Here is a 26,861-nt window from a genome sequence, read left to right on the forward strand (position 1 = left end):
CACGCCTGGAAGGGCCGTCGGATGAGTTCGGCCGAGCCGATCAACGCCACAATCGCCGGGGAGGACGACCTGCCGTCAGCGGGGCGGCGCATCATGCGCTGCGTCCTGACCTATGTGGTCCTGCACATGGCCGCATGGGTGGCGGTTGCGTTCACCGCACCGCTCGATGATTCGTTCGGGCAGCTCATGGGGATCGCCCTGGGGATGATGGCCTTCACGGGCATTCCCTCGGTTCTTCTCGCCGTCGGGGCGGGCCTGGCTCACACCAGGATGGATCCGGTTCGCTTCCGCTGCATCATGGCTTTCCCGATGGTGCTTCTCGCACTGCCGGCCGTGGGCGCGATCGCGGTGGCCGAGCCGATCGCCTTCCAGGTGCTTGCGCATATCGCGTTCGTCTCGCTGATGCCGGTGCCGCTTGCTCCGCGCCGGTGGAGAGGTCCTCTGACCGGCTGATCACGACACGACGCACGGTGCCCCGGCGGGCTTGCCCGCCGGGGCACCGGTGCGTGCGCCTACGACACCCCACGCCGGCAGCCGTACCCGCGGGGTCAGCGGGGCTGCCGCGCGAGGATCTCCCGCGGGTCGAAGGCGACGCGGATCCTGGTGATCCTCCCGTTCTCCACGTGGCTCCAGTTCGCCGTGGGGGCCGGCGGGGCGCCCTTCGTGTGGAGGTCGAACCAGGTGATCACGTCCGAGTCGTCCGCCACCCGGGCGTGCACCTCGATCCGTTCCAGGATGCGGCTCATCCCCCGCAGGCCCGCGATGCACTCCTGCGCGCCCCGGGCGCGGCCGAGCGCGCCGACGAAGTCCACGTCGTCGGCGAGCAGGCCGCGCAGGGTGTCGAAGTCGCCCGTCTCCCAGGCGGTGAAGTACTGCTCGGAAATCTCTGCCGGAGTCGTCATGCGTCCAGGCTCCCGCAGACCCGGCCATCAGTCCAACAGATGATCGAGATGACGACTATCATCCGTGGTTATGGAACTGCACCAGCTGCGCTATCTCGCCGCGGTGGTCGACGAGGGCACGTTCACCGCCGCGGCCGCACGCCTGCACGTCAGCCAGTCGGGCATCAGCACGCAGGTGGGCAAGCTCGAACGCGAACTGGGGCAGCAGCTCCTGGAGCGCACGGGGCGCCGGGTCCGGCTGACGGCCGCGGGCGAAGCCGTCCTGCCGCTCGCCCGGGCCGCGCTGCAGACGCTGGAGAGCATCGAGGACACCGCGGCCCGGTTCGCGCAGGCCGTCCGGGGCCGGGTCCGGCTGGGCATGATCCGGGGCTGCTCGATCCCCGGCTTCCTGGACGCCGTCGCCGGACTGGGGCGGAGCCACCCGGGCATCGCCTTGAGCCTCCACGAGGAGGATTCGGGCGTGCTGCGGTCCCAGGTGCTCGCGCGCTCACTCGACCTCGCTCTGATCGCCTTCGCCGGACGCCCCGAGCCCGGTCCGGACACCGTCGTGATCGTCGACGAGCCGATCGCCGTCGTCGCGCCCGAGGGTCACAGGCTGCGCGGCGGGCCGGTGCGCCTCGCCGACCTGGGTGAGGAGAAGGTCCTCTGCCTCCCGCGCGGCACCGGGATCCGGGACGCGTACGAGCGGTCGTGCCTCCAGCGCGGGATCGAGCCCCGTGTGCACATCGAGGCCTCCTCCCCGCAGACCCTGCTCGGGCTCGCCCGGCGGGGCGCCGGTGTGGCCGTCCTCAGCCCGTCCTCCGGGGCCGGCGAGGGCCTGGAACCGGCCGTCGTCACCGACGCCGCGACGCACGCCTGCCTCGGACTGGCCATCCGGCCGGACCACCGGTCCCCGGCCGCCCGGCTGGTGCTGGCCAGGCTCCAGGAGGCCCTTGCGCCCTGACACCGCGGGGGCCGGACCCGCCGCGGCACGCCCCGGGCCCGGGGAGTGTCCGTCAGCCTTCCTCCCACAGGTCACGGAGCGTGGCGACCAGGGTGTCGCGGGCCAGGAGAACCTTGTACGCGTTGGCGGGGACGGTGCGGGCCGCGGCCAGTTCCTCGAGTGCGGCCGCCCCGAACCGGTCCGCGGTGGCCGGAGCGCCCCGCAGCAGAGCCTCCGCCCGCCGCGCGCGCCACGGCGTGGTCGCGAGGCCGCCGAAGGCGATGCGCACGTCCCTGACCCTGTCGCCTTCGGCATCGACCGCCAGCGCGACCGACACCAGCGCGAAGCTGAAGGAGGCCCGGTCCCCCACCTTGCGGTAGCGCGAGCGGGCCGCCATCGGCAGGGCGGGCAGCTCCACCGCCGTGATGAGCTCACCGTGTTCGAGAACGGTGTCGAGCTCGGGCCGGCGGCCGGGCAGCCGGTACAGGGAGGTGACGGGAATGCGGCGGGTCCCCGCGGCGCCCCGTACGCAGACCGTCGCGTCCACGGCGCACAGGGCGACCGCCAGATCGGACGGGTGGACGGCCGCGCAGCTCTCCGAAGCGCCGAGCAGGGCATTGTGCGCGTCGTGTCCCTCCGCGGCCGAACAGCCGGATCCGGGCCTCCTCTTGTTGCACCGGGTGTCCGGGTTCAGGAAATAGGGGCACCGCGTGCGCTGCATCAGGTTCCCCGCCAGGGTGGCCATGTTGCGCAACTGGGGTGAAGCACCGGACAGGAGCGCCTGCGAGACGACCGGATAGCGCTCGCGCACCGCGGGATGGGCGGCGAGATCGGCGTTGCGGACGGTGGCGCCCACCCGCATGCCGCCGTCGGGGAGCACTTCGACCCCGTCCAGGGGCAGCCCGGTGACGTCCACCAGCAGACGCGGACGGATGATCCCCAGCTTGAGGTGGTCGAACAGGTTCGTCCCGCCCGCCACGAACACGGCCCCGGGATCCCCCTCGACCAGTGCCAGGGCCTCCCGCAGGGTGGCGGGGCGCTCGTAGTGGAAGGGCTTCATGTCCCGGTTCCCCGCGCCGCCGCGTCCCTCATACGGTGCACGCTGAGCGGCAGGCCACGGATCCGGTGCCCGGTGGCGTGGTGGACGGCATTGGCGATGGCCGCCGCCGTCCCGACGATGCCGATCTCGCCCACGCCCTTGGCCCCCATGGGGCTCGTGTGGAAGTCCTCCTCGTCGATGCAGACGGCCTCGATCTCGGGAGCGTCGGCGAAGGTCGCCACGTGGTAGGCGGACAGGTCCCGGGTGTGGAAGTGCCCGTACGTCCGGTCGATGACCCCTTCCTCGCACAGGGCCATGGAAAGACCCATGACCATGCCCCCGATCAACTGCGACCGCACGGTGACGGGGTTGATCACGCGGCCCACGGCGAACACGCCGAGCATCCGCGGCACCCGGACCTCCCCGGTCGACGTGTCCACGGCCACCCGGGCGAACTGCGCGCCGAACGCGTGCTGGGAGTGCGTGCGCGCCCCGGCGAGCTCCTCGAGGGTGTCGGCGGTGGCTTCGAGACCACCCTCCGGCACCAGGCCGCCGCATCGCCCGATGCCGGTCCGCAGCGCCTCGCAGGCGCGCACCACCGCCGTTCCCCAGGAGGTGGTACCGCTGGACCGGCCCGCCCAACTGGCCGACGGGCAGGCGCTGTCGCCGATCTCCACCGTGATGCGGTCCGCGTCCACGCGCAGGGCGTCGGCGGCGATCTGGGTCAGCGCCGTACGCGCCCCGGTGCCGATGTCCACGGCCGCGATGCGCACGGTGTAGCGGCCGTGGCCGTCAGCGTGCACGCTCGCCCGGGAAGGGAACCGGTACTGCGGAATGGTCGAGGCGGCGACGCCCATGCCCAGGAGCCGGCGCCCGTCGCCGTACTCGGCACGCAGGCGGTCGCGTTCGGCCCAGCCGAACCGCTCCGCGCCCAACCGCAGGCAGGCGGCGAGGTTGCGGGTGCTGAAGGGCCGGCCGCTGTGCGGATCGTCGGCGGTGTCGTTGCGCAGGCGCAGTTCCACCGGGTCGACTCCGCATGCGACGGCGAGCTCGTCCATGGCCGATTCGAGGGCGAACATCCCCGGGCACTCGCCGGGTGCGCGCATCCAGGTCGGGGAGGGAACGTGCAGCCTCACCCTCCAGTGCCTGGTCTCGCGGTTCGGCGCGGCGTACATGGTGCGCGTGGGGGCGGCCGGGTACTCGCAGTGGTCACTCGTCAGGGACGTCTGCTCGAAGGACACGTGCGACACGGCCAGCAGGCGGCCGTCGGGGTCGGCCCCGAGACGGATCCGCTGGATGGTCGGCGTCCGGTATCCCGCGACGACACTGAGCTGCTCCCGGGTGAGAGCGGTCTTGACGGGCCGGCCGACGGCGAGTGCCGCCATGGCCGCGACGACCACCTGGGCTCTCGGCGCGGCCTTGGAGCCGAACCCTCCCCCCACGTGCCGGGCGATGACGCGCACCCGTTCGGGGGCGACGCCGAAGAGGTGCGCGAGGATGTCGCGCGTCCCGGACGGTCCTTGCGTGGTGTCGTGGACGGTCAGCGCGCCGTCGTGCCAGTGCGCGACCGTCCCGTGCGGTTCCAGGGCGTGGTGGTGGTACGGGGGCGTGGTGTAGGTGGCGTCGATGCGGACCGGAGCGTGCGACAGGGCCGACTCCACGTCGCCGTGCGAGCAGTCGGTCGGGAAGAAGGGACCGTGGTCCGGCGGCTGCCGGAATCCCTCGCACGCGGTGTCGAGGCTGACCCGGTGCGGGGCAGCGGCGTAGTCGACGCCCACCATCCGCGCCGCCTCGTGGGCGATCTGCGGGGACTCGGCGACGACCGCGGCGACGAACTGGCCCCGGCAGGTGACCGAAGGGGACTGGAAGACGGCGAGGTCGGCGTCACCGGTCCGGTTCAGGCGCGGGCAGTTGCCGACGTGGAGCACGGCCAGTACTCCGGAACGGGCGAGGGCCTCCTCGGGGTGGACCGCCGTGACCCGCCCGTGGGCGATCTCCGCCGGAACCACCGCCGCGTACGCGAGGTCCGGCAGGGTCACGTCGCCGGTGTAGCGGGCACTGCCGGTGACCTTCTCCCGGGCCTCGCGCCGGGGAAGGGCCGCTCCGACGGACCTGCGCGTCCCGGTGGGTCCGGGCGCCCCGGCGGACCTGCTCGTCCCGACGGACCCTGGTGTCACCGCGGACCCGGGCGTCACGGGGCCACGTCCATGATCGCGGCCACGATGTTCTGGTACGCACCGCAGCGGCACAGGTTCCCGCTCATGCGCTCACGGATCTCCGCCGGCGTCAAAACCGGAACCGGCGCGTCCGTGGCCGGTCCGGCCGCGGAACCGGGCCATCCGCGGGCGGCCTCGTCGAGCATTCCGACCGCGGAGCACAGTTGTCCGGGGGTGCAGAATCCGCACTGGAAGGCGTCACGCGCGACGAACGCCTCCTGCAGCGGATGGAGATCCGCTCCGCCCAGCCCCTCCACGGTCACCACGCGCGCCTCGCCGCACGCCACGGCGAGCGTCAGACAGCCGTAGACGCGCCGGCCCTCCACCAGCACCGTGCAGCAGCCGCAATGGCCCCGGTCACAGCCGGCCTTCGCCCCGGTCAGACCGAGGCGGTCGCGCAGCACGTCCAGGAGGGACATCCGGGTGTCGATCGTCAGACGGCGCTCCCGTCCGTTGACGTTCAGTGCGATGTCGGCACGGACGGCCGGGCCGTCCTCGACCACCTGGGGTGACGGTGCACTGCGCATGGGGAATGACCCCCGTTCCGGCGGGCCGCGGGGCCCGGCCCGCACCGGAGCGCAGGCTCTCGTGACGTCTGCGCATCACTCTACGCCTCTACTGGATCTTGCGCCTGGCGTGGCCGGCGGCACGGGGACCGGGCGCTTCACCATGGCGTCGAGGTCGGCGGTCATGAGGTCGAGGAACTCCCCCAGCCGTGCGTGCTCGGCGGGGGTGAAGCCGGTGAGCGCTTCGGCGTCGATCCCCGCGCAGCTCCTGGACGGGGTCGCGCAGGTCTGCCGCCCGGGAGGTGAGGGCGACCAGGGCGCCGCACGCGTCAACGCTCCTCAGCGGAGGGTGGCGAGGTTCTGGCGGACCTTCTGCGCGAGGGCGGGCGGCAGCTTGCCGTAGCCGCTCTGGGTGGCTCCGTCGCCCTCGGCCACGACGGAGCCGAGGAAGGGGCGCGTACGGGCCAGGGCGGCGCCGTCGTTGCCCCCGTCGCACAGGACGGCGTAGCCGATCTGCATGATCGGATAGGCACCCGCGGCCTTGGTGGTGGAGTCCGGCTCCAGGGCGAGATCGGCCCCGGTGCCCGTGATCCGGGCGGTGGCCGCGGCCTTGGTGGCCGAGTCCGTGCCGACGTCGACCGGCTCGGGCGCGCCTGTCGCCAGCCGGACGGTGGTCAGGCCCGCCGACTCGCCGCCGAACCGGGTGAACGAGACGGCCCCGGCCCTCTGCTTGACCGCCTGGGCCACGAGCGCGCTCGACACGCCCGGCCCGCCGTTGACGGGCGCCAGCGAGGACTGGGGAATGCTCCCCCAGCCGGTGGGGACGACCTTCGAGAGGTACTGGGTGAAGGCCAGCGTCGTGGAGGACTCGTCGGTCGGGGTGACCACCTGGATCGCGGTGTCGGGCAGCAGCCGGCCGGGGTTGACGGCCGCGATCTCCGCATGGTTCCAGCGGGTGATCTGGCCGCGGAAAATCCGGGCGAGGGTGGGCGCGTCCAGGGTGAGCGCGTCCACGCCCGGCAGGTTGACGACGACAGCCACGGGCAGCACGCCGAGCGGCAGGTGGACCGGTTTCCCGCCGGGGCAGCGGGCGGCGGCGGACTCGACCTGTGCCGCCGTCAGGGTCCGGTCGACCAGGGCGAAGTCGACCGAGCCGTCGCGGAACTGCTGGATCCCGGCGCCGGAACCGGTCGGCGCGTAGTTCGTCCGCGCGGCGGGGCAGGACGCCTGGTAGCCGGCCGCCCAGTGGTCCATGGCCACCTTGAAGGAACTCGCCCCGGCAGCGTTGACGGCCCCGGCGGGCCCGCAGGCGGGGGCGCTCGCGCCGGGGCTCGCCCCTCCCGAGGCGGCGGCGGCGCCGCGGCCTCCCTTGTCCTCGTCACGCAGCCCCTGCCAGGCCGCGATCCCGCCGGTGCCGAGCGCCACCACGGCTGCCACGGCCACGGCGACCCTCATCCGCCGCATGCGCCGGGGTGCCTCGACTGCCCGCCTCAACCAGGTGCGATGCTCCTGGTCCACCGCTCCTGCGTCCCGCTCCGGCTCAGGCCCGCCGGACACGGGCGGGGCGCCCGCCTCCTCGGGCACCGGCGGCGCACCGGCGGTGACCGTGGGCGGGGGCCCGAAGACACCGTCGGGCGCCGGGGACACGCCGACCGCCGGGGCCGGGAGGACAACCCCGTCCGGCGGGCCCGGGGCGGCAACCGCGTCCGACGGAGCCGGTGTCGTGGGAGCCGCGGGGGCGGGGCCGTGGGCCCGGCCGGCCGCGGACGGCCCCGCCGCCAGGAGGGTCAGCAGGTCGGGGATCGTGGGGCGGTCTGCCGGGTCCTTGGTCAGGCAGGACTCGACGAGCGGGACCAGTTCCGGGGCCAGGCCCGTCATGTCCGGATCCTCGTAGACCACCCGGAAGCTGACGGCATGGGTGTTGTCGCCGTCGAACGGGCCGTGGCCGGTGGCCGCGTGGACCAAGACCGAGCCGAGGGCGAACACGTCCGCGGCCGGGCCCACCTCGCCGCCCAGGAACTGCTCCGGCGCCATGAACGGCGGCGTGCCGATCGCCACCCCGGTCCGCGTCAGAGCCGTCGCGTCGGGGCCGTCCACGGCCCGCGCGATGCCGAAGTCGATGACCCGCGGCCCGTCCTGCGCGAGAAGCACGTTGCCGGGCTTGAGGTCCCGGTGCACCAGCCCCACCCTGTGGATGTCCCGCAGCGCCTCCAGCAGCCCGGCCGCCAGCATCCACACCTCGACCGCCGGCAACGGGCCCTGCTCGTGGACCCGTTCGGCCAGCGAGGGCCCGGCCACGAACAGGGTGGCCAGCCACGGCGCCTCCGCGTCGGCGTCCGCGTCCACCACCGGCGCGGTAAACGCCCCGCTGACCTGCCGGGCGGCCGTGACCTCCCGGCGGAACCGCTCCCGGAAGGCCGGGGCATCGGCCAGCTCGGGCCGGATGACCTTCACGGCGACCTGCCGCCCGGACAGCGACCGGGCGCGGTAGACCACGCCCATCCCACCGGCGCCGAGCCTGCCCTCCAGCCGGTAGCCGCCGACCGTGCGCGGATCACCGTCCCTCAGCGTCACGTTCCCAACCCCGCCATCCCGACCACCTGACGTACGAACCGGGATCAGGGTAGCCCCGGCTCTGCGTACGCAGCGCAATCCTCCACCCGGCCCGCCCCCACCGACTGCCCAGCGTGCCTCATCAGCACAGCGGCGGGCCGAACAAGGAGTCATACCTCCCCTCAGGACTGTCAGTCCAGGTGGAACACCTCCGTCAGCGGTGCCATCGCCTGGTCAGCCGGCGTGCCGTCCAGGTACTGGAAGTAGCGGGACATCTCGGCCTGCCAGCGGGCGTTGACCTCGGTGGCGGACATCGCCTCGCGGGCGCGATCGAAGTCCTCGGTCTCCAGGTAGCCGACGAGCAGGCCGTCCGGGCGCAGGAACAGGGAGTAGTTGGTCCAGCCGGTGGCCCGGAGGGCATCGAGCATCTCCGGCCACACCTGGGCGTGGCGCTCGCGGTACTCGTCGCCCAGTTCGGCCTTCACCTGGAGCAGGAAGCAGATCCGGCGCTTCGTCATGAGACACCGATCCCCGCCAGCTGCATGTAGTACACGCCGAACTGGTCGGCGGTGAGCGTGGTGCCGGTGACCTTCACGTACCGGGCGGTGGTGGCGGCGAAGGCGAAGGAAAGGCCGCCGGCTCCGGGGCGCGGGTACGAGCTCCTCGACACCACGGTGGTCCAGTTCGTGGCATCGGTCGAGAGCTGGACGGTGAAGGCCGACGGGAAGCCGCGCCCGGTGTTCGGGATGTCGTCGCGGGGGTACAACGTGACCTGGCTGATCCGCGACGGGCCGCCGAGGTCCACCCGCGCCCACTGCGTGGTGTCCGGGGAACCGGCCCCCGCGCTGCTCCAGCCGGAGGAGTTCCACAGGTCGGTGTGATGGGTCCCGTTGGTGAGGTTGGCGGTCAGCCAGCCCTCCTTGGGGTACTCGACCGAGCTGGAGGTGGTCGCCGTGCGGCCCGGTGCCAGATCTCCGCCGACAGCCTCGACCTCCGCGAACTGCATGCGGAAATGGCCGAACTGATCGGTGCTCAGGTTGGTACCGGTCACCTTGACGTAGCGCGCGTTGACCGTCTCGAACGGGAAGGTCTGCGCCGTGGCACCGGGCCTCGCGTACCCGGTCCGGGTGCTGACCGTGGTCCAGTTCGTGTCGTCGGTGGAGGTCTGGATGGTGAAGTCGACGGGGAAGCCCTGGCCGGCGTTGGCCCCGTCGCTGCGCGGGTAGAGGTCCACCCGGCTCACCGGCCGGGTCGAGCCCAGGTCCAGCCGTACCCACTCGGTGTGGTTGGCGGCGATACTGCCGGAACTGCTCCACCCCGCGGCGTCCGGCGCCGACGGCCGCTGCCCGTCGACCGCCGAGCGGACACCCCAGCCGTCGGCCTCGTACGAGCTGGAGGCGGTGACGGCGGCACTCTCGGCCGGGGCGAGAGAGGTCGGCATGATCCGGGCGTTCCAGAAGTTCGCGCTGGCACCGCCGGTGACCAGACCCACGTCGCCTGCGGTGAACGCCGCGTCGGTGACGGTCAGCACCGGCGCCTGCCCGGTCCCGGAGTACACCTTCAGGACGTTCCCGCGCGCCACTACGCGCAGGCGGGTGCGCTGCCCCGACACGTAGCCGGGCACGGACGCCGAGCCGATCCCTGTGCCGCTGCGGTAGACGAACACCTGGCCGTTGTCCCGCTGGGCGATCAGGTAGCCGGAGTCCAGGTCCGTGCCGTTGGCCGAACGCACCATCAGTCCGGCCCAGTTGGTGCTTCCGCCGGCCGAGCTCACCCCGGTGATCTGCAGGTCCACGCCGACCGAGACGTCGGTGTATCCCCGCCCGCGCAGGTAGGATACGTCCCCCCAGTTCGCCGACGCGTCGGACTGCGTGTACCGGGCGCCGCTGGTCGACCAGGTCCCCCGGGTGTGGGTCCAGAAGTGGTCGCCGCCGCTGAAGTCGTCCGTGAACGGCAGCGCCAGGTCACCGGAGGCCGCGGCCAGTTCGTCGAGGAGCTGCTTGTGCCGGCCCTCGACGTTCCACCCGGAGAGGTCGTACGCCGTCGGGTTGGTGATCACCGTCTCGGCCAGGGTGCGTGCCGCCTGCGGCTTGACCGCGGCCAGCTGCTGCAGCAGTTCGAAGTCCTGCAGGCCCGCGGTCTGAGCTTCGCTGCGGAGGCTGTCGTAGATGCCGTAGGCGGCCTTGTTCGGATAGACCAGCCAGTGGTCGCCGGTTTGCGGGGTGTTGAAGGTGTCGGCGGCCGGGTACGGCTCGCTGAAGCCGTCGTGCCAGTAGTTCCAGCCCCAGTGCAAGTAGCCGTCGCCGCCGATCTTCCAGGTCAGCCAGGGCAGGAGCCTGGTCCCGCTGAGGTGGTTGCTGGTGAAGCGGTTCATGTACGAGCCCTGCGGGAGGATGCAGCTGTACAGCCACAGGTCCTTGCCGCTGATCCGGTAGCTCTGATAGAGCGCGACGTTCGCGTCGTAGTTCGACGAGAGCGGGGTCTGCGTCGACAGGTGGGCCGCGTCCCCGGTGAAGGTGGTCAGCTGCGCCTCGTTGGTACGCGGGTTCGGGAAGTACTGCTCGTAGAGGGTGTAGAGCCAGTTGGCAGCCGTGGCCTGTTGCGTGGTGGTGGGCTCGTCCAGGGCGCTCATGTAGAAGTTGTTCGTCCAGCCCTTGGCATCCAGGTGCGCCTTCAGCGCCGGGAAGAACTGCTTCAACCAGTTGTTGGTGTCCGGGCAGCCGTCGGCCGCAGCGGAGTCGGGCCGGCAGAGCGCGTGTTTGACCGCGCCGCTGACGCCGTTGGCCGGCACCAGGGTGTCGAGGTGCGGACCGGAGGCGGGCGGCTCCAGCAGGGTCGGGGTGTAGAGGTACTGCATGGCCCCGGCGCTGACGAAGAGGTTGACGAACCGGTCGAAGGTGGACCAGCCGAAGGTGAAGCGGCCCGCGGCGTCGACGGTGGTGTCCGGGATCAGCAGGGCCACCGCGTCGGCGTAGATCACGTTGTTCCGGTGCCGCGCCATGTTCGCAGCGATGCTGGCCTCGACGGTCCACCAGTTGGCGTCGTACATCTGCACGCCGTACTCGTTCGGGATCGACGCCTCAGTGCCCTCGTAGTCCCAGCCCGCCGAGGAGAACCAGTTGTTCATCTTGAACGTGGACTGCGAGGTCGGAGGGATCGTGGCGCCGTACACGGTCACCGACACCGGAACCGTGACGGCGCCCAGGCTGCTGTTCACCGTGGCGCTGCCGATGTAGGCGCCCGGCACCTGACCGGCCGGCACGTGGACCTGGTAGTAGGCGGCGTACGTGGTGTTCGCCGCCACCGACTGCGGAGTGTTGTCCATCAGCGCGTCGTAGTAGGCGGTCCCACCGTTGGGCGGGTTCTGGACGTTGCCGACCTTCTGGATGTTCGGGTGGTTGTACTCGTAGCGCGTGGTGATGTTCGCGGCGGGAATGACCGCGCCGCCGGGGCCGGTCAGTGCCCCGGCGGTGACGGACACCCCGGTCTGCGCCGAACCGGACCGCACCAGGATCTGCGCCCCCTCGTAGGCGTTGCGGGCCGCGTACAGCTCGATCCCGGTCGGCGCCCAGCCCGGCGGGGTGGTCGAGGTGAAGGGCCGGTCGGTGGCGTCCAGGATCCACACGGTCGGCCCGCCGGCTGCGCCGGCCTCAGGCGCGGCGAGGACGGACAGCGGCACTGCACACAGTGACAGTGCCAGGCACACCAGGAGACGCAGGGATCTGCGGCGACGCGTGCGCATGGAAACCCTCCGAACTCTGAGAAATGGCTCCGAAAGCCGAACAGGCCTTTCCTCTGGCTCTGTTCGGGGCGCTCACAATTGTTTTGCGGCGCGACTTTCGGTCGACGCGGGGCCTCGCTGTTCGGAGTCCTGATGACGGCGCGCGGGCAGCTCACAGCAATGACAGCGAGATCGGGGATGACACGAAGGGCGGCCGCTGGTCGCGCGATCGCATCGGGGATATGTGCACCCGGCCACCTGGCGGCCAGCACGTTGCCCTTCGGTAAATGGAGTATTTCCAGAATTGCGATCCGCAACCATGCACGCTTGAGCAATATTTGACTGAGCGTCACAGTCTGGTCCGGTCGGCGGGGGGGTGGCGCCGCGTCCATCCCGTGCAGCTCAGGTCAGGCGAGCCCCACACGGGCGGCGGCGGCGTCCCACGCACGGATGTCTCCCGCGGGCTCGTAGCGCCGCAGTCGCTGGGTGCGGGCGACCAGGCGATGCATGGCGCCGCGGTCCTCGACCAGGCCGTGCGTGCGGGCCTGGACGAGGATGTTGCCGATGGCGGTGGCCTCGGCGGGGCCGGCGATGACGGGCAGGCCGGTGGCGTCGGCGGTGAGCCGGCACAGCAGGGCGTTGCGACTGCCGCCGCCGACGAGGTGCACGGCGCGGATCGCGCGGCCGGTCAAATGAGCGGCCTGGGACAGGGTGTGACGGTACGCCAGGGCCAGGCTCTCCAGGATGCAGCGTACGACGGCACCCTGGTCCTCGGGCAGGTGCTGGCCGGTGCGTGCGCAGTGCTCGGCGAGGCGGGCCGGCAGGTCGCCGGGGGCGAGGAACTCGGGGGCGCCGGGGTCGACGAGCGCCGCGAACGGGCGGGCGGCGGCGGCGCGTTCGAGCAACTCGGGCAGGTGGTGCACCTCGCCACGGGCGCGCCAGGTGCGCCGGCTCTCGTTGAGCAGCCACAGGCCCATGACGTTGCGCAGGTAGCGGACGGTGCCGTCGATACCGAGTTCGTTGGTGAAGTTGGCGGCGCGGGAGGCGTCGGTGAGGACGGGCGCGTCGAGTTCGAGGCCGACGAGCGACCATGTGCCGCAGGAGATGTAGGCGAAGTCCTCGGTGCCGGCGGGGACGGCGGCGACCGCGGAGGCGGTGTCGTGGGAGGCGACCGCCACTACGGGGGTGTCGGTGCGCAGGCCGGTGGCGGCGGCGACGTGCGAAAGGACGGTGCCGGCGTGGTCGCCGGGGCGGCGCAGTGCGGGCAGGAGGGCCGGGTCCAGGTTGAGCGCGGCGAGGACCGGGGCGGACCAGGCGCCGGTGCGGGTGTCGTACAGGCCCGTGGTGGAGGCGTTGGTGACCTCTGCGCCGACGGTGCCGGTGAGCCAGTGGGTGATCAGGTCGGGCAGCAGGAGCAGGGTGCGGGCGCGGTCGAGGTGCTTCTCGGCGGCGAGCTGGAAGATCGTGTTGAACGGCAGGTGCTGAAGGCCGGTGATCCGGTACAGCTCACGGGCCGGGAGGCGGGACCAGACGGCCTGGACGGCGGCGGCGCCGCGCGGGTCGCGGTAGTGGAACGGGTTGCCGAGGAGGGCGCCGTCGGCGTCGAGGAGCCCGTAGTCGACGGCCCAGCTGTCGATGCCGACGGAGGCGAGGTCCCAGCGCGCGGCGGCCTCGCGGAAGCCGTCCAGGACGCCTTGGTACAGGCCGAGGGCGTTCCAGTGGAGCCCGTCCGGGAGTTGGACGGGAGTGTTGTCGAAGCGGTGGGTCTCGGTGAGGTCGAGGCGGTCACGTCCGACCCGGCCGACGAGCACCCGTCCGCTGGTGGCGCCGAGGTCCGCCGCGGCGAAGGCGGCCGGGGTGCGTGGGGTGCGGGGCGTCACGGCCGCCTCAGCGCAGGAAGGCCGCGGCGACGCCGGCGTCGACGGGGATGTGGAGGCCGGTGGTGTGGGTGAGGTCGCCGCCGGTGAGGGCGAAGACGGCGGCGGCGACGTGCTCGGGCAGCACCTCGCGCTTGAGGAGGGTGCGCTGGGCGTAGAACGCGCCGAGCTGCTCCTCCTCGATGCCGTAGGTGGCGGCGCGCTGGGCGCCCCAGCCACCGGCGAAGATGCCCGAGCCGCGGACCACGCCGTCCGGGTTGACGCCGTTGACGCGGATTCCGTGGTCGCCCAACTCGGCGGCGAGGAGTCGAACTTGATGGGCCTGGTCGGCCTTGGCGGCGGAGTACGCGATGTTGTTGGGGCCGGCGAAGACCGCGTTCTTCGAGGCGATGTAGACGAGGTCGCCGCCCAGGCCCTGCCGGATCATGGTGCGGGCGGCCTCCCGGGAGACGAGGAAGGAGCCGCGGGCCATGATGGCGTGCTGCCGGTCCCAGTCATCGGCGGTGGTCTCCAGCAGCGGCTTGGAGATCGAGATGCCCGCGTTGTTGACCACCAGGTCGACACCGCCGAAGGCGAGGACCGCGGTGCGGAACGCCTCGGCGATCTGCTCCTCGGAGGTGACGTCGACGGTGACGGCCACGGCCCGGTCCGGGCCGCCGAGTTCGTCGGCGACGGCCCGGGCGGTGGCGGTGTTGACGTCGGCGACGACGACGCAGGCGCCCTCGGCGGCCAGGCGGTGCGCGATGGCCTTGCCGATGCCGGAGCCGGCGCCGGTGACCAGGGCGACGCGGGTGGCCAGCGGTTTGGGCGCGGACATCCGCCGCAGCTTCGCCTCTTCCAGTGCCCAGTACTCGATGGCGAACTTCTCGCGCTCCTCGATCGGGGCGTAGCCGGAGACCGCCTCCGCGCCGCGCATCACGTTGATCGCGTTGAGGTAGAACTCGCCGGCCACGCGGGCGGTCTGCTTGTCCCTGCCGAAGGAGAACATGCCGACGCCCGGGACCAGGACGATCGCCGGGTCGGCGCCGCGCATGGGGGGCGATTCCGCGGTGGCGTACCGCTCGTAGTAGGCCCGGTAGCCGGCCCGATAGTCGGTGTGCAGCTCCCGCAGGCGGGCGATCGTCTCGTCCAGGGGCGTGGTGGCGGGCAGGTCGAGGACCAGCGGGGCGACCTTGGTGCGCAGGAAGTGGTCGGGGCAGGAGGTGCCGAGGGCGGCCAGGCGGGGATGCTCGGCGCGGGCGAGGAAGTCCAACACGGGCGCGGCGTCGGTGAAGTGGCCGACCTGCGGGAGGTCGGTGGAGGCCAGACCGCGGATGACGGGGGCGAGCGAGGCGGCGCGCCGGCGGCGTTCGGCCTCCGGCAGGGCTTGGTGGCCGTCAAGCTGCGGGCCGAACGGCTCGGCCTTGCCGTGGCGGGCCAGGAAGGCCTCGGCGGTGCGGATGATGTGCAGGGCGTTGGCCTCGCACTCCTCGCTGGTGGCGCCCCAGGCGGTGATGCCGTGACCGCCGAGGACGCAGCCGACGGCCTGCGGGTGGGTCCGCTTGATCTCGGCGATTTCCAGGCCGAGTTGGAAGCCGGGACGGCGCCAGGGCAGCCACGGCACGGCGTCGCCGAAGCAGGCGGCGGTGAGCCTTTCGCCGTCGGCGGCGGTGGCGAGCGCGATGCCTGAGTCGGGGTGCAGGTGGTCGACGTGCGCGGCGTCGACCAGAGCGTGCATGGCGGTGTCGATGGACGGAGTCGCGCCGCCCTTGCCGTGCAGGCAGTACTCGAACGCGGCGACCATCTCGTCCTCCCGTTCCACGCCCGGGTAGGTGTCGGCGAGGGCGCGCAGGCGGTCCAGTCGCAGCACGGCCAAGCCCGCCTCGGCGAGGGTTCCGAGGTCGCCGCCGGAGCCCTTCACCCACATCAGGTCGACGGGCTGCCCGGTGACGGGGTCGGTGGCTGCGCCCTTGGCAGAGGTGTTGCCGCCGGCGTGGTTGGTGTTGCGCGGATCCGATCCGAGCCGGTGGGAGCGGGCGAGGAGGGCGGCGACGACGGGGTGCTGGGCCATGGCTGGAGCAGCTTCCTTGTCTGGTGGCGGTGGCGCCCTCGTGGCGGTGCACGAGGAGGGTGCGGGCCGGCCCGTGGGTACGAGGGGGTGCGGACCGGCTCGCGTGGCGGACGGGTCAAGCCCCCCATCCGGCCTGGGCGCCCCCGACCCGCTCGGCGACGATCTTCTCGGCCCAGCCGCCGGCCCGGTAGGCCGCGACCGGGTTCGGGTCCAGCCCGGACTCCGCGCGGACCTCGGCCAGCAGCGGCCGGACGTCGGTGGCGTAGGCGTCCATCAGCACCTCGTTCGCGCCGAGTACATCGCCCACGCTCTGAGCGGCCGTCAGGGCCGAGCGGTCGACCAACAGGGCCTTGGCCGTGGCCTCCTGGACGTTCATCACCGAGCGGATGATCGCGGGGATCTTCGCCTCGATGTTGTGACACTGGTCGAGCATGAACGCGACGCCGGCCTCGGGGGCGAAGCCGCCGTTCCCGGTGACCTCGTGCAGGATCCGGAACAGCTGGAACGGATCGGCGGCGCCGACCATCAGGTCGTCGTCCGCGTAGAAACGGGAGTTGAAGTCGAAGCCGCCGAGCTTCCCCTCGCGCAGCAAGAACGCGACGATGAACTCGATGTTGGTGCCGGGGGCGTGGTGGCCGGTGTCGACGACGACCGCGGCTCTGGGCCCGAGCCGCAGGCAGTGCGCGTATGCGGTGCCCCAGTCCGGGACGTCCATGGTGTAGAACGCGGGCTCGAACAGCTTGTACTCCAGCAGGATCCGCTGGTCGTCGCCGAGTCGCCCGTACACCTCTGACAGGGCGTCGGAGAGGCGTTGTTGGCGGGCCGAAACATCGTCCTGGCCGGGATAGTTGGTGCCGTCGGAGAACCACAGCTTGAGATCGCGCGAGCCGGTGGCGTCCATGATGTCGACGCATTCCAGCAGGTGGTCGAGGGCCTTGCGGCGCACCCGCGGGTCCGGATGGGTGACGGAGCCGAGCTTGTAGTCATCGTCCTGGAAGACGTTCGCGTTGATCGCGCCGATCTCCAGCCCCAGCTCGCGGGCGTGGGCGGACAGCGCGCCGTAGTCCTCGACCCGGTCCCAGGGAATGTGCAGCGAGACCTTCGGGGCGACGCCGGTGGCGGCGTGCACCTGGGCCGCGTCGGCGAGCTTCTCGAACGGGTCGCGCGGCACGCCGGGTTGGGCGAAGACTTTGAAGCGGGTGCCCGAGTTCCCGTAGCCCCACGAGGGCGTCTCGATGCGCTGGGCCCGAAGGGCGTCCTTCACGGCGGATCGGTCGGCCACCGGAGCACCTCCCACGATCTGAATCGTTTCATCCCGACGGTAGGGAGGACCGCGAGAAGCGTCAAGGGACCGTCGGGGGGCGGTTGGTGTGATGTCGTAACCTGACCTCCGGGTCGGCCGTCGGAGCCGGTGAAACATTTCAATGGTGGGACATGGGCGGCGCGGCGAGCATCAAGGACGTGGCACGGGCGGCCGGTGTGTCGGTCGGCACGGTCTCCAACGTGATCAACCGGCCGGAGACGGTCGGCGAGGAGACCAGGGCCAGGGTCCGGGCCGCGATCGACCGGCTCGGCTACGTACGCAGCGAGTCGGCGCGCCAGCTGCGCTCCGGCAGCAGCCGGATCATCGGCCTCCTGGTCCTCGACCTGGGCAACCCGTTCTTCGTCTCCGTGGCGCGCGGGGCCGAACAGGCGGCGCGCGCGGCGGGCCTCGGCGTGATGGTCTGCAACAGCGCTCAGCGGCTCGCCGACGAGGCGGACTACCTCGCCCTCTTCGCGGAGCAGCGGGTGCGCGGGGTGCTGCTGACCCCGGCCGACGCGGAGGGGTCGGGAGCGGCGACGCTCCGTCGCGGCGGCGTGCCCTTCGTGCTGGTGGACCGGCTCGCCCCGGGGCTGGAGGCCTGCTCGGTGTCGGTGGACGACGTCGGGGGCGGCGCCCTGGCGGCGGGGCACCTGCTGGCGAGCGGCCACCGACGGATCGCGTTCGCGGGCGGCCGCCACCGGCTGCAGCAGGTCGCCGACCGTCGCAGCGGCGCGCTGCAGGCGCTGGCCGGCCGCGACGCCGTCCTGCTGGACCTGGAGGTGGACGGGCTGGACGTGGCGGCGGGCCGCGACGCCGGCGCCCGCCTGCTGGGGATGCTGCCGCGACCGACCGCGGTGTTCTGCGCCAACGATCTGCTGGCCCTCGGGATGCTGCAGGCCGCGTTCGCCGCGGGCCTGCGGGTACCCGAGGACCTCGCGATCGTCGGCTACGACGACATCGAGTTCGCCGCGGCGGCCGCGGTGCCGCTGACCTCGGTGCGCCGGCCCGCGGAGGCGATGGGGCGGACGGCGGCCGAGATGCTCGCCGAGGAGACCGGCCCGGGCGGCGCGGCCCACCGGCACCGACACGTCGTGTTCGAGCCGGAGCTGGTGGTGCGGCGTTCGACGCTGGTCGTGCCGCTGCCCGGCTGAGCGTGGCGTTGCCGTGCCCGCACGCCTGCCGTCCGTGCGGCACCTCGACGGCGGGGCCGGGAGAACCAGGCCGGTCTCGTAGGCGGGGCGACGGCTTGGGCGCGTTCGCGCAGGCCGAGTTCGGCGAGGAACCGAAGGGATCGGTCCGGGCCGTGTGGTGGTGCGGCACACTCAAGTGGCGTTGATTGTGATGACCGGCCACATATACCGGTGACCTGCGGACTTCTACGTTGTGCCCACACCCGACGTCCCCGCAGACACCCTGGAAGTGGTGCACATGGTCTCCATCGGAACCGCCCCGAAGAGCTCCTCCGGCATCAGACGGATCGTCGCCGCCAGTCTCATCGGGACCACCATCGAGTGGTACGACTTCTTCCTCTACGGCACCGCCGCCGCGCTGGTGTTCAACAAGCTGTTCTTCCCGACCGGCGATCCGCTGACCGGGACGCTGATCGCGTTCGTCACCTACGCCATCGGGTTCCTGGCGCGGCCGCTCGGCGGTGTGGTGTTCGGGCACTTCGGGGACAAGGTCGGGCGCAAGAGGCTGCTGGTGCTCAGCCTGCTGATGATGGGCGGGGCGACCTTCGCGATGGGGCTGCTGCCCACGTACGCCTCCATCGGCGTCGGGGCTCCCGTGCTGCTCACCCTCCTGCGGCTGGTCCAGGGCTTCGCCCTCGGCGGGGAGTGGGGCGGGGCGGTGCTCATCGTCTCCGAGCACGGCGGGGCCGAGCACCGGGGGTTCTGGGCCTCGTGGCCGCAGTCCGGGGCGCCGGGCGGGAACCTGCTGGCCACCGGGGTGCTCGCGCTGCTCGCCGGTGTGCAGTCCGACGCGGCGTTCCTGGCCTGGGGCTGGCGCGTTCCCTTCCTGCTCTCCGGGGTCCTGGTGATCGTCGGACTGTGGATCCGCCTGTCCGTGTCCGAGTCGCCCGTGTTCCTCGCCGCGCAGGCCGCGCGGGAAGGCCGCAAGGACGAGGCCCCCGTCGTCCAGGTGTTCCGCCGCAGCCTGCGCCAGGTGCTGACCGCCATCGGCACCCGGTTCGGCGAGAACATCTCGTACTACGTACTGACCTCCTTTCTGCTCGTGTACGTCACCGCGCACTTGGGGCTGGCCAAGAGCACCGCGCTGAACGCCGTCCTGATCGGCTCGGCCGTCCACTTCGTCACCATCCCGGCCTGGGGCGCGCTGTCGGACCGGATCGGGCGGCGGCCGGTGACGCTGATCGGGTCGGTCGGCATGGCCCTGTGGGCGTTCGCCTTCTTCGCGCTGGTCGACACGGAGTCCTTCGCCGTCATCACCGTCGCCGTCACCGCCGGGCTGCTCCTGCACGGCGCGATGTACGGGCCCCAAGCCGCCTTCATCTCCGAGATGTTCGACACCGACGTCCGCTACTCCGGCGCCTCGATGGGCTCGCAGCTCGCCTCGATCGTCGCCGGGGCGCTGGCTCCGCTCATCGCCGTCGAGCTCCTCAAGGACTACGGCTCCTCCGTACCCGTCTCCCTCTACCTCTGTGCGGCGGCCGTGGTGACCACGCTCACCGTCGCCCTGGCCCGGGAGACCCGCGGCCGGGATCTGGCCGAGGCCGCCACCGGGCCGGCCGCCGCCTCGGGCGCGGGCGCAGCCGCCCGTCCGGCCGCCGTCGACCACCCCGCCTGATACGGGCCGTCCCGCCACGGGAGAATGCCGCCATGACCTCCCCGAGGGAATCCCCCCTGCTCGAACTGCTCGAACTGCTGCGCCGCGGCGCGCCGGTCGAGCAGTTCGCCCGGCCCGCCGCCGACGCCCGTGCCGCCGCGGCGGGCCCCGCCGAGCAGGCCCTCGTGGAGGAGGCCACCCGGGTGGCGCTGGACATCCGGCGCACCCTCGACCAGCACCGCCGGCGCGAGGCCGAGCTCACGGCGCTGTTCGACACGGCGGGCGACCTCGCCGCCCTGCGCGACCTCGACGCCGTGCTGCGGGCCATCGTCCACCGGGCCCGGATGCTGCTGGGCACCGATGTCGCGTACCTGACCCTCAACGACCCGGTCGTCGGCGATACGTTCATGCGCGTCACCGACGGCTCGGTGTCGGCCGCCTTCCAGCAGCTGCGGCTCGGCATGGGCGAGGGGCTCGGCGGCCTCGTCGCCCAGACCGCCCGCCCGTACGCCAGCGCCGACTACCGCACCGACGACCGCTTCCGGCATACGGACACCATCGACAACGGGGTCCGCGAGGAGGGCCTGCGCGGCATCCTCGGCGTCCCGCTGCGCGTCGGGACCCGCGTGATCGGGGTGCTGTACGCGGCCGACCGGGCGGTCCGCGACTTCGCGCCCGACGCCGTCGCCCTGCTGTCCTCCCTCGCCGACCATGCCGCCGTCGCCATCGACGGCGCCAGGCTGCTCGAAGAGACCCGCACCGCCCTCGTGGAGCTCGGGGTCGCCACCGAGACGGCCCGCGCCCAGAGCGAGGCCATGCGGCTCGCCGCCGAAACCCACGACCGGCTCACCCGGCTCGTGCTGCGCGGCGGCGACGTGGCCGACGTCGCCCGGGAGGTCGCCGCGCTGCTGGGCGGCAGCCTGGTCGTGCGCGACGCCGACGGGGCCGAACTCGCGCGGGTCGGTACGGATCCGGCCGGGCCGCCGGCGGGCCCGCCGGCCCACGCGCTGGCGGCGTCGCGCTCCGGCGGCCGGGCCGTGGCCGTGGACGGCATCTGGGTCTGCGCGGTGCTGGCCGGGCCGGAGCTGCTGGGCAGCATCACCCTCGGCGGGCGCGGCGACCTGCCCGACACGGAGCGGCGGCTGTTCGAGCGGGCCGGACTGGTGACCGCGCTGCTGCTCCTGCTGCGCCGGTCCATCGCCCACGCCGAGGACCGGGTCCGCGGCGAGCTGCTCGGCGACCTGCTGGCTCCGGCGGCCCCCGGCCGCGTCCGCGACACCGGCAGCCGGACGATCCGGGCCCGCAAGCTCGGGGTGGACCTGGCCCGCCCGCACGCCCTCGTGGTGCTCCACTGCGACGCCGCGCTGCGGTCCCGGCTGGCGGCGGAGGCCGCCCGGCACGCGCGCGCCCAGCGCGGCCTGGCCGGGCTGCACGAGGGCCGCGTCGTCCTCCTCGCCCCGACCGACGACCCGGGCCCGCTCGCCCGGTCCCTCGCCGCGGAGCTCGGCCAAGCCCTGGGCGCCCCGGTCACCGCGGGCTCCGCCGGACCCGCCGCCGGTCCGGAGGGCCTGCCGGGCGTCTACGCCGAGGCGCTGCGCTGCCTGGAGGCCCTGCACGCCCTCGGCCACACGGGCGGCGGGGCCGGCCTGCCCGACCTCGGGTTCCTCGGGGTGCTGCTCGGCGACGGGGCGGACGTGGGCGCGTACGTGGACCGGGTGCTGGGGCCGGTCATCGCGTACGACGCTCAGCGCGGGACCGAACTGGTCCGCACCCTGGAGGCGTACTTCGCGCACGGCTCCAGCCTGGCCCGCACCAAGGACGCGCTCCACGTGCACGTCAACACCGTGGTGCAGCGCCTCGACCGGGTGCGGCAGATCCTGGGCGAGGACTGGAACACCCCGGCCGGGGCGCTCGAGGTCCAGCTCGCCCTGCGGATCCTCCGGGTCGCGGCGGCCCGGCCCCGGCCGGCGCCCGCGCCGCCCGTACCCGGGTCCGCCTACCCGACCTCGCGGTGAGAGGCCCACGCCCCGACGGTGAAGTCCTGCCCCCGGCGGTGCACTTCGAGTGCCCCGGCTCCACCGAAGTGGGCCGGTACGAGCAACTCGTTCCGGTCGGCGGCGCGTTCGAGGATGCGGCGGCGGCTGGCGGCGGCCTGTGCGGGATCCAGGCAGAAGCAGCTGTTGCAGGAGGGCTGCAGGATCTGCACGGGGCTGTGCAGCAGATCGCCGACGAAGACGGCCCGGTCGGAGCCGGAGGCCAGCCGCAGCACGGAGGACCCCGGGGTGTGTCCGGGTGCGGACTCCAGGGTGAGGTGCTCGTCGATGCGGTGGGCGCCCTCCCAGAGCACCACCTGCCCGGTGCGGTGGACGGGGGCGATGCTGTCCTCGTAGATCAGCCGGTCGTCCTCCCGGGCGCCACCGCCGTATCCGTTGGCCGGCCCGAAGTAGTGGTCGTCCGCGGCCGGGACGAGGTACTGGGCGTTGGGGAAGGCGGGCACCCAACCGCCGTCCTGCGCCACGGTGTTCCAGCCGACGTGGTCGCCGTGCACATGGGTGTTGACGACGATGTCCACGTCCTGCGGCCGGATTCCGGCCGCCCGCTCCAGCTCCCCGAGGAAATCGCCCTCCCGCCGGTGGAAGAGCGCCGACCCCGGCCGCTCCCGCCCGTTGCCCACGCCCGTGTCGACCAGGACGGTCTTGCCGCCACTGCGCAGGACCCAGGTCTGGAGGGCGAGGACCGCCCGGTCGGTGTCGGCCTCCCAGTGGTCCGGTGAGAGCCACTCCTCGTTCTCCTTCCACACCTCGGCGCCGACCTGCGGTACGAGGCCGCGCGCGGGTCCGAGCGGGCCCTGCCATTCGACGACCCGGGTGACCTCGACGTCCCCCAGCACGATGCTCTGCCTGCTTCGCGCGCCCTGTGTGCCCTGTGTGCCCTGCTCGTTCTCGTTGCTCATGACATCGAGTCTACGAAGGGCGGTTGAGCCTCTCAATGCCCGTCCGGCTCATCGAAATACGCGAACGTCTCATCCTTGGTACCCGCGCGCTACCCTGTCCCCATGGATGTGGTGAGCGACGCCATCGCGGCCGTGAGGATCGGACAGCCGTCCTCCAACCGGGTCAGGGTGCGCGGGAGTTGGTGCGCGCGCTTCGCCCCGTACGACGGCGCCGGCTTCCACGTGGTGCTGGAGGGCAGCTGCTGGCTCCTGCCCGACGGGGGCGGCCCGCCGACATCCCTCGCCGCCGGCGACGCGGTGCTGCTGCCGCACGGCACGGGACACGTGATCGCCGACTCCCCCGCCGACGCGGCCGCCGTGGCGCGGGCCGTGCCGTTCGAGTCCCTGCCCGGAGGCGCATTGCCGGGCACGCCCGGGGATGACGCCCTCGGCGGGGTGGAGATGCTGTGCGGCAAGTACCGGCTCGACCGCAGCCGGGTCCATCCGCTCATGCTGGAGCTGCCGAAGGTGGTCCACCTGCCGAACCGGGTCGGCTCGCACCCCGAACTGCGGGCGGCGATCACCCTGTTGGGCGGCGAGCTGGCCGATCAGCGGCCGGGGGCCTGCATGGCGGTGCCCAGCCTGCTCGACCTCCTGCTCGTCTACATGATCCGCTCCTGGATGGCCGAGGGTTCGGACGGAGCCTGGTCGGCCGTGCTGGGTGATCCGGTCGCCGCGGCCGCCCTGCGGGCGCTGCACTCGGATCCGGCCGCGCCGTGGACCAACGAGCGCCTCGCGGCGGAGGCGGGCGTCTCCCGGCCCACGCTGGCGCGCCGGTTCACCGCGCTGGTCGGCCGCCCACCGATGGCGTACCTGACGTGGTGGCGGCTGACGTACGCCGCCACCCTGCTCCGGGACACCCCGGACCCGCTGGGCTCGATCGCCCGCCGGGTCGGGTACGGCACGCCGTACGCCTTCTCGCACGCCTTCAGCAGGGAGTTCGGGACGACGCCGGGGCGCTACCGGGCCGGGGCGGCGAAGGCCGCGTGAACAGCGGGGGGCGCCCGCGAGCGGCGGGGGCGGATCGCCGCCGCCGCTCGGGGCGCCCCGGGACCGGCGGCCGGCTCAGCGGCGGACCGGGCACTGCTTCCAGGAGAAGTGGTACACGCTGCTGATGCTGCCGTCCGTGGAGTCGACGGTCATGTAGCTCGTCTTGTTCTTGTCGGAGGTTCCGACGTCCGCGCGCAGCTCGGTGTTGATGTTGAAGTTGCGCTGCTCCCCGCAGGGGGCGAAGACGAGGGCCTCGATGCCGGTGGTGTCGGTCACCTGCCAGTTGTCGTTCAGCTCGCCGTGGAACTGATGGGTCCGGTTGGCGGTCTGGCTCATGCCCTGGAAGTAGTAGCTGGCCTTCTGGGTACCGGTCGCCCCCGGCTCCAGCTTGCCGTAGCCCCGGTAGTCGACGTGGGACACGGCGTACGTGTAGCCCTGGGGGACGTGCACGAGGAGGGACAGGAGGCAGTTCTTGCGGCCTTCGGTGGCGGCGACACCCCCGCCGGCCGAGGCGACGTACTCACTGTAGGTGACGGTGAAGGCCGAGTTGTCGGGGGCCACGGCGACGGCGGCACTGCCCGGGCGGCAGCCCGAGCCGTTGACCGAGGCGACGTCGACGGCCACCCGGCCCGGGGGCGCGGCGACGGCGGAGGCGGTGGCCCCGGCCGACGGGGAGAGCGTGACGAGGCATCCGGTCACGGCGGCGGCGGTCAGTGCGGCGCGAGCCTTGCGGGTGGTGCGAGGTGGCTTGATCACGTCGCCATGGATAGCCGCCACGGGTGGACGCCGAGCGCGACCGGGTACGCACCCTCACCCGGTCGGACGGGCCGATTCACCGGAGAAACGATTCAGCACACCGGATCCCGCGGCCGAACGGCCCACACTTCCCGCCTTCACCCGCCCCACTCGCGCCATTCCGCACTAAAAATGGCATTTTTCATATGATGGGCCTCCCGTCGACGGAGGAGAGCCCATGCCCGGCCTGTCCGGCCTGCCCGGTCCACCCGGTCCGCTCGTACGGCGCTCCGCCGTGCTGTCCGCATGCGTGGCCGTGGCCGCCGCCCTCGCATCCCTCACCGCCACCGCGCCGACCGCCTTCGCGGCAGCGGCCCCCGGGCACGAATCCCCGCCGGGACGCCACCACGCCGACGGCCGCGCCTTCACGGCCGCGGCCGATCCCGACGAGGCCGCCGTCATCGGCGAGGAGCACGCCCGGGCCCACGCGCAGCGGCGGAGCGCGGTCAAGGGCCCCAAGGAGTACCCCCAGTCGAAGCGCACCGAGAGCCTGGCCGCCCTCAAGGCCTCGCAGCAGCAGACCAACACCCCTTTCCCCGCCGAGCGGTTCGGCCGCTTCACGGACTTCTTCCCCTCCCCGGACTTCGGCGTCCACACCGCGCTGCTGCCCACCGGAAAGGTGCTGCTCTTCTCCTTCGAGCGCGTCGAGACCAACCCCACCAAGGAGACCGGGCCCACCGACCGGATCGGCCCGACGAACGCCGGCCGCGCCTTCCTCTGGGACCCGGCCAAGGGCACCGGGGCGCGGGCGTTCAAGAAGGTCGAGCCCCCGACCGTCCTGATGCCGGACGGTACGTACACGCCCCGCCCCGCGCCGTTCTTCTGCGCGGGCCACGCCTTCCTGCCCAACGGCATGGTCGGGGTCTTCGGCGGCAACACCGGCGGCAAGGGCGGCAGCGGCGCCAAGCTGTCCTTCGTGTTCGACCCGTGGACCGAAACCTGGTTCCGCAACAAGGACATGGCCGTCGGCCGCTGGTACCCCTCGGTCGTGACGGGGGCGGACGGGCGCCAGATCATCATGTCCGGCCAGTCCGAGCGGGGTACGGGCACCCCCACCCCGGTCGTGGAGCGCTTCCCCGCGCTGCGCCATCCCGTGCCCTGGCGGACGTACGACATCCCCGTCGGGCTCGCGGCGGAGCGGCTCCGCGCGGACGCCCCGTTCCGCAACGACTACCCGCACCTCTTCTCGCTGCGCGACGGCATGGTCTACGGGCTCGGCCGCGACGCCGATCAGCAGTGGCTGTTCGACCCGGTCAAGGAGACCCGCACCGATCTGCCGCGGCGGCCCGCCGACTTCCGGGGCTACGGATCGGCCGTACCGCTGCCGGCCGGCTTCCGCGGCCCGGACTCCGTGCTGGTGCTGGGCGGCGATCCGCACGACCCGAACACCTACCGGCTGTCCGGCGGCCGGTGGACCACCGAGGAGCCGCGGGCCTTCGGCCGCACGCAGGACGACACGCTGATCCTGCCGGACGGCACGCTGCTCACCGTGAACGGCGCCCTGGACACCCGGGATTACGGGCACGGGCCGTTCAACCCGAAGGCCGACCTCTCCTACCGGCAGATCGAACTGCGCGACGCCGAGGGGCACTGGAAGCTCGGGCCGGCGCAACGGCTGCCCCGCGGCTACCACTCCAACGCCCTGGTGCTGCCGGACGGCCGGATGATGGTGACCGGCGACGAGCTCCAGCAGATCGCCAACGACCCCGACATCAAGGACGAGATGGACGGCAGCATCGAGCTGTACGAGCCCGCGTACCTGCACCGGAGCGGCAGCCGGCCCGCCCTGGACCGGGTGCCCGGCGGCGAGCTGGGCTACGGATCCGGGTTCGAGGTGCGCAGCTCCACGGCCGCCGCGGTCAGGCGCGCCGTGCTCCTCGCGCCGACGACCGTCACGCACGCCGTGAACACCAGCCAGCGCCATCTGGAGCTCCCGATCACGGGCGTGCAGGGCTCTGCGATCGGGCTCCGGACACCTCCGGGCGCGGCGGACGCCCCGCCCGGGTACTACATGCTGTTCCTACTCGACGCCAAGGGCGTGCCGAGCACGGCGAAGTGGGTCAAGCTGGGCGGCCGCCGCTAGGGGGTGTCGTCAAAGTAGCTTCGTCCGCCCGCAAGGGCGGGGCCGGCGGGGTCTGGCGCGTGCGATCGCAAGGCGGAGGAGAGAGGCGACGCTCGCGTCGTCGACCGACGACAACGCCGCGAGCGCGC

General features: G+C 72.8%; 19 protein-coding genes. 7 read left to right on the forward strand and 12 right to left on the reverse strand.

Annotated features, from left to right (window positions below; translation table 11 throughout):
• The first annotated feature begins 21 nt into the window (after positions 1-21).
• Complete coding sequence (locus tag ACFYZS_RS22060) at positions 22-453, forward strand: hypothetical protein (protein ID WP_389015092.1); 432 nt, start codon at positions 22-24, stop codon at positions 451-453.
• A 95-nt stretch (positions 454-548) separates the two neighbouring features.
• Here ACFYZS_RS22060 and ACFYZS_RS22065 read toward each other — a convergent pair whose 3' ends face one another.
• Entirely contained in the window at positions 549-902 is a 354-nt protein-coding gene (locus ACFYZS_RS22065; RefSeq protein WP_389015095.1) for a nuclear transport factor 2 family protein, read from the reverse strand.
• Positions 903-972: 70 nt separating this feature from the next.
• On the opposite strand from ACFYZS_RS22065, the gene ACFYZS_RS22070 reads away from it, so the two are divergent.
• Complete coding sequence (locus ACFYZS_RS22070) at positions 973-1,845, forward strand: LysR family transcriptional regulator (RefSeq protein WP_389015099.1); 873 nt, start codon at positions 973-975, stop codon at positions 1,843-1,845.
• A 52-nt stretch (positions 1,846-1,897) separates the two neighbouring features.
• On the opposite strand, the gene ACFYZS_RS22075 is transcribed toward ACFYZS_RS22070, so the two are convergent.
• From ACFYZS_RS22075 to rhaI, 9 genes are all read right to left on the reverse strand, one after another.
• The gene (locus ACFYZS_RS22075) at positions 1,898-2,884 is read right to left on the reverse strand and encodes an FAD binding domain-containing protein (RefSeq protein WP_389015102.1); all 987 of its coding nucleotides are present in this window, start codon (positions 2,882-2,884) and stop codon (positions 1,898-1,900) included.
• The gene (locus ACFYZS_RS22080; RefSeq protein ID WP_389015104.1) at positions 2,881-4,902 is read right to left on the reverse strand and encodes a xanthine dehydrogenase family protein molybdopterin-binding subunit; all 2,022 of its coding nucleotides are present in this window, start codon (positions 4,900-4,902) and stop codon (positions 2,881-2,883) included. The genes ACFYZS_RS22075 and ACFYZS_RS22080 overlap by 4 nt, the downstream gene beginning before the upstream one ends.
• A gap of 152 nt (positions 4,903-5,054) precedes the next feature.
• On the reverse strand, positions 5,055-5,606 hold the full coding sequence (locus ACFYZS_RS22085; RefSeq protein ID WP_389015106.1) for a (2Fe-2S)-binding protein: 552 nt from the start codon (positions 5,604-5,606) through the stop codon (positions 5,055-5,057).
• Between the two features lie 318 nt (positions 5,607-5,924).
• Positions 5,925-8,159: a serine/threonine-protein kinase gene (locus tag ACFYZS_RS22090; RefSeq protein WP_389015108.1), complete on the reverse strand. Its 2,235-nt coding sequence runs from the start codon at positions 8,157-8,159 to the stop codon at positions 5,925-5,927.
• Between the two features lie 170 nt (positions 8,160-8,329).
• Entirely contained in the window at positions 8,330-8,656 is a 327-nt protein-coding gene (locus tag ACFYZS_RS22095; RefSeq protein WP_389015111.1) for an L-rhamnose mutarotase, read from the reverse strand.
• Positions 8,653-11,817, reverse strand: coding sequence for a discoidin domain-containing protein (locus tag ACFYZS_RS22100; RefSeq protein ID WP_389015114.1), 3,165 nt, complete (start codon positions 11,815-11,817; stop codon positions 8,653-8,655). Before ACFYZS_RS22100 ends, ACFYZS_RS22095 begins: the two co-directional genes overlap by 4 nt.
• Before the next feature lie 449 nt (positions 11,818-12,266).
• Positions 12,267-13,739 (reverse strand): rhamnulokinase family protein, encoded by a 1,473-nt coding sequence (locus ACFYZS_RS22105; protein ID WP_389015117.1) that lies wholly within the window; start codon positions 13,737-13,739, stop codon positions 12,267-12,269.
• 7 nt (positions 13,740-13,746) lie between these two features.
• Positions 13,747-15,786 (reverse strand): bifunctional aldolase/short-chain dehydrogenase, encoded by a 2,040-nt coding sequence (locus ACFYZS_RS22110; RefSeq protein WP_389015120.1) that lies wholly within the window; start codon positions 15,784-15,786, stop codon positions 13,747-13,749.
• A gap of 115 nt (positions 15,787-15,901) precedes the next feature.
• Entirely contained in the window at positions 15,902-17,068 is a 1,167-nt protein-coding gene (gene rhaI, locus ACFYZS_RS22115; RefSeq protein ID WP_389015123.1) for an L-rhamnose isomerase, read from the reverse strand.
• Positions 17,069-17,220: 152 nt separating this feature from the next.
• Here rhaI and ACFYZS_RS22120 point away from each other — a divergent pair, with 152 nt between their 5' ends.
• The 3 genes from ACFYZS_RS22120 to ACFYZS_RS22130 all read left to right on the forward strand — a co-directional run bounded on the left by ACFYZS_RS22120 (position 17,221) and on the right by ACFYZS_RS22130 (position 21,888).
• Positions 17,221-18,240 (forward strand): LacI family DNA-binding transcriptional regulator, encoded by a 1,020-nt coding sequence (locus tag ACFYZS_RS22120; RefSeq protein WP_389015126.1) that lies wholly within the window; start codon positions 17,221-17,223, stop codon positions 18,238-18,240.
• A 277-nt stretch (positions 18,241-18,517) separates the two neighbouring features.
• Entirely contained in the window at positions 18,518-19,894 is a 1,377-nt protein-coding gene (locus tag ACFYZS_RS22125) for an MFS transporter (RefSeq protein WP_389015129.1), read from the forward strand.
• Positions 19,895-19,926: 32 nt separating this feature from the next.
• A complete protein-coding gene (locus tag ACFYZS_RS22130; protein WP_389015132.1) occupies positions 19,927-21,888 on the forward strand; it encodes a helix-turn-helix domain-containing protein in 1,962 nt (653 codons plus the stop codon).
• On the opposite strand, the gene ACFYZS_RS22135 is transcribed toward ACFYZS_RS22130, so the two are convergent.
• Positions 21,870-22,826: an MBL fold metallo-hydrolase gene (locus ACFYZS_RS22135; protein WP_389015135.1), complete on the reverse strand. Its 957-nt coding sequence runs from the start codon at positions 22,824-22,826 to the stop codon at positions 21,870-21,872. The two genes, ACFYZS_RS22130 and ACFYZS_RS22135, sit on opposite strands and share 19 nt — an antisense overlap.
• A 102-nt stretch (positions 22,827-22,928) precedes the next feature.
• Between ACFYZS_RS22135 and ACFYZS_RS22140 the strand changes: the two genes are divergently transcribed.
• On the forward strand, positions 22,929-23,855 hold the full coding sequence (locus tag ACFYZS_RS22140; RefSeq protein WP_389015138.1) for an AraC family transcriptional regulator: 927 nt from the start codon (positions 22,929-22,931) through the stop codon (positions 23,853-23,855).
• 75 nt (positions 23,856-23,930) lie between these two features.
• On the opposite strand, the gene ACFYZS_RS22145 is transcribed toward ACFYZS_RS22140, so the two are convergent.
• On the reverse strand, positions 23,931-24,611 hold the full coding sequence (locus ACFYZS_RS22145) for a DUF4360 domain-containing protein (protein ID WP_389015141.1): 681 nt from the start codon (positions 24,609-24,611) through the stop codon (positions 23,931-23,933).
• A gap of 217 nt (positions 24,612-24,828) precedes the next feature.
• Between ACFYZS_RS22145 and ACFYZS_RS22150 the strand changes: the two genes are divergently transcribed.
• The gene (locus tag ACFYZS_RS22150) at positions 24,829-26,733 is read left to right on the forward strand and encodes a galactose oxidase-like domain-containing protein (RefSeq protein WP_389015143.1); all 1,905 of its coding nucleotides are present in this window, start codon (positions 24,829-24,831) and stop codon (positions 26,731-26,733) included.
• The last annotated feature ends 128 nt before the right edge of the window (positions 26,734-26,861 follow it).

Origin of the sequence: Streptomyces sp. NPDC001903, from assembly GCF_042891345.1 — a bacterium.
Taxonomy (GTDB): domain Bacteria; phylum Actinomycetota; class Actinomycetes; order Streptomycetales; family Streptomycetaceae; genus Streptomyces.

Coding starts and splice junctions, on each gene's coding strand:
- ACFYZS_RS22060 (WP_389015092.1), top strand. CDS start 22: ATGAGTTCGGCCGAGCCGATCAACGCCACAATCGCCGGGGAGGACGAC.
- ACFYZS_RS22065 (WP_389015095.1), bottom strand. CDS start 902: ATGACGACTCCGGCAGAGATTTCCGAGCAGTACTTCACCGCCTGGGAG.
- ACFYZS_RS22070 (WP_389015099.1), top strand. CDS start 973: ATGGAACTGCACCAGCTGCGCTATCTCGCCGCGGTGGTCGACGAGGGC.
- ACFYZS_RS22075 (WP_389015102.1), bottom strand. CDS start 2,884: ATGAAGCCCTTCCACTACGAGCGCCCCGCCACCCTGCGGGAGGCCCTG.
- ACFYZS_RS22085 (WP_389015106.1), bottom strand. CDS start 5,606: ATGCGCAGTGCACCGTCACCCCAGGTGGTCGAGGACGGCCCGGCCGTC.
- ACFYZS_RS22095 (WP_389015111.1), bottom strand. CDS start 8,656: ATGACGAAGCGCCGGATCTGCTTCCTGCTCCAGGTGAAGGCCGAACTG.
- ACFYZS_RS22110 (WP_389015120.1), bottom strand. CDS start 15,786: ATGGCCCAGCACCCCGTCGTCGCCGCCCTCCTCGCCCGCTCCCACCGG.
- ACFYZS_RS22120 (WP_389015126.1), top strand. CDS start 17,221: ATGGGCGGCGCGGCGAGCATCAAGGACGTGGCACGGGCGGCCGGTGTG.
- ACFYZS_RS22125 (WP_389015129.1), top strand. CDS start 18,518: ATGGTCTCCATCGGAACCGCCCCGAAGAGCTCCTCCGGCATCAGACGG.
- ACFYZS_RS22130 (WP_389015132.1), top strand. CDS start 19,927: ATGACCTCCCCGAGGGAATCCCCCCTGCTCGAACTGCTCGAACTGCTG.
- ACFYZS_RS22135 (WP_389015135.1), bottom strand. CDS start 22,826: ATGAGCAACGAGAACGAGCAGGGCACACAGGGCACACAGGGCGCGCGA.
- ACFYZS_RS22140 (WP_389015138.1), top strand. CDS start 22,929: ATGGATGTGGTGAGCGACGCCATCGCGGCCGTGAGGATCGGACAGCCG.
- ACFYZS_RS22150 (WP_389015143.1), top strand. CDS start 24,829: ATGCCCGGCCTGTCCGGCCTGCCCGGTCCACCCGGTCCGCTCGTACGG.